The organism is Nonomuraea basaltis (assembly GCF_005893125.1).
In the GTDB taxonomy this organism is placed as follows: Bacteria; Actinomycetota; Actinomycetes; order Streptosporangiales; family Streptosporangiaceae; genus Nonomuraea; species Nonomuraea basaltis.
On record NZ_VCJS01000487.1, the window covers coordinates 1 to 2,667 of the forward strand.

Sequence of the window (2,667 nt, forward strand, 5' to 3'; positions counted from 1 at the left end):
GGCTAGCTGTGCCGCCATCGGGACCCTGTGGGGCGCTCGGGGCCGCGAGCGCCCCACAGGGGTGGGGCGGGTCAGTATCCGGGGACGTTTACCCGGAACGGTCGGCCGTTGAGGGTGCCGGTGACGGGGGTGGTGTCGGTGGCGGTGAAGGCCGTCCACCGCAGCGTGACCTTGTGGGTCGCGCCGTTGGGGCTGGTGACGGTGAGGTCGGCGGTGGCTTTGTCGCCGGCGACCTTGGCAGTGCCGGTGGCGGCGAGGTCGGCGACGTAGCGGACCTTGTCCAAGGTGATCGTGCCGTCTTTACCGTTGGTGACCTTCCCGCCGCGCAGCCCGGGCTCGGTGTCCGGCCGCGAGGCGCGGTGCGGGTTGTGCATGGCTACCGTGTCGGCGGCGGTGGCGAACGCAGCCGCCACGAGTGTGCGCTGTGCAGTGTCGAGCCCGCCGCCGCGGGCGGCCGGTACCGCCGCCGCCTTCGCAGGGAAGCGGCCGTGTGCCTGGTAGTTGGCCATCGTGCACGACGTGTCGGACACCGGCCCCGGGTTCTGGATGAACCGGTGCATGATCTGTCGCGCGCACTCGCCACCCGGTCCACGGCCCTCGACCGCGGGGTTGTGGTACCCGGCCGGGATGGTGACCGCCTGGCCGCGGGGGAATAGCCGCGCCGCGGTGCGTGCACCCATGATCGCCTTCGGGTCGAACTCGCCGGCGACGGCCAGCATCGGCACCGCCGGCCGGTGTGGCCCGATCGCGTTGTTCTCTCGCGGGGTCGGCCAGCCTGCGCAGAAGTCCCCACCGCTGCCCGCCTCGGCGCGGGTGAACGGCGCGTACCGGTTGCGCTCGGCGTGCCAGGCCTCCAACTGGCGCCGCCGGGTCGCCTCATCGGCGGTGCGATCGTAGGGCCAGACCGGGTCGGAACACAGGTACGCCGTCGTACCGGCCCTATCCGGTGACTCCTTGGACGGCGCTTTGGATCCTGCACCTTTGTTGCCGGCCAGCGGGGCGGCCCGGTCGAGCACGCGGCGCAGCGGGGCCGGGTCGCCGTCCAGGTATGCGGCGGTGGCCGCGGTCGCGTCGGTGGCGAGGGCTGGATCAGAGGCGGACCGCAGCGCCCCGAGCAGTCGCTGTGGGGTCAGCGTCGCGTCGCCGTCGGCGCGCGTCTTCCGCACCACCGCGTCCCAGCGTGCCTGTGGGTCGCCGCCGGCGGTTCGGCGGCAAGCCGACGATCGCTGGCAGGCGCGGGCGTAGTGGTCGATGGCTTCCTGGATCTCCTTGCCTTCCGACTCGCCGAGCTGCCACCGGCCGGCCTTGTCGATTGGGCCGATCATGCTCTCGATGTACAGGGCGCGCACTCGGTTCGGGTAGCGGGTCGTGTAGGCCTGTCCGCTCAGCGCGCCCCAGGACGATCCCACGACGGTGACCTTGGACAGGCCCAAAGCCGCGCGCACCGCCTCCACATCGGCGACGTACTGGTCGCTGCTGAAGAACTGGGCCCTGTCGCCGATCTCACGCGCGCACTGGCCGACCGACTCCGGCTTCCCCTGCTGCAGCGCCTTGCACCGCAGCGGCGCGGATTCGCCCAACCCGCGGAACTCCACGATCATCATGTCCGAGTGGTCCAGCAGAGGCTGGAAGACCTTCCGGAAGGCGTCGACGCGCTCGGCGTTGGGGCCGAGCGGGGCCGGACCGCCGGGCATCGCCAGGATCGAGGTGCGGGCTGGGCGCGATCGGTCGGCCCGCGGGATGTACCCGAACCTGATGGTGATCTTCTCCGAGTGCGGATCCTGCCAGTTCAGTGGGACGGTCAGGGTGCCGATACACCGGCTGGTCGCGGTGGCGCATTCGTGCCGGCCGCCGCCGGCCGCCGACGCGGCGACCGCGGCCGACGCGGCGGTGACCAGCACCACCAAGCCGACCAGAATCGTCTTCAGTACACGCATATATCTCCTCAAATGCCTCGTGCGGTGAGTAGACGCCGCTACCCGACCCGCTTCGCAGTGGCGACGACGGCCTTGCGATCGCTGATCCCTTTGCTGTCGAGCGTCGCGGCCTGGTAACCGTCGCGGAGGCGGCGCCGAAGAAGCGCTCCTTGGACGGCGTCGGGGAACCGGTTGGACAGCAGCCCGACATAGCCGCGCTGGCGGGCCGCGAGCAGGTTCTTGGGATCCCTTTTCAGAATCTCCTCATACGCGCGGCCGGCCTGCTCGAACTTCCCAGCCTTGAACAGCGCGTCCGCGTCACCGCTGCCGGCCAGCGCCGCCCCGCCCAACAGCGGCGCCGTCGCGGCCGCACCGGCCAGCACGGCGGCGCCCCGCGGCAGCGAACGCCGGTCCCACACTCCGTTATTAACCAAGGCCTTCTCCCTATTCGTGATCATCTTCACGTGAACTGCTGCTCAGGCGGACGGTCACACCAATTCCGGCCAACCCATCTCGCCTCGGGCACGGCTCCCCGCCCCACGGTGGACGGTTCCAGGTCTGGACCGGTTCCTGGCTCTTCGCATGGCAAGGTCATCCCCGGTCGACAACACTCGCGGCACGCCGCCGGGATTTACCACACGCTCCGCGACCCGCCCGCCGATCAACGACGCGATCCACTATCAGCCGCCGGCGTCCCCGCTCCGTCCGCGCCGTGTCATGGTTGTGTCACGGTCGCGCTGGCTTCGATCAG

2 protein-coding genes are annotated in these 2,667 nt (G+C 70.8%); both read right to left on the reverse strand.

Annotated features, from left to right (window positions below):
* Positions 1 to 71: 71 nt before the first annotated feature.
* A complete protein-coding gene (locus EJK15_RS68730; protein WP_138720842.1) occupies positions 72 to 1,937 on the reverse strand; it encodes an alpha/beta hydrolase in 1,866 nt (621 codons plus the stop codon).
* A 38-nt stretch (positions 1,938 to 1,975) separates the two neighbouring features.
* Positions 1,976 to 2,380, reverse strand: coding sequence for a tetratricopeptide repeat protein (locus tag EJK15_RS68735; RefSeq protein WP_138720843.1), 405 nt, complete (start codon positions 2,378 to 2,380; stop codon positions 1,976 to 1,978).
* Positions 2,381 to 2,667: the final 287 nt, after the last annotated feature.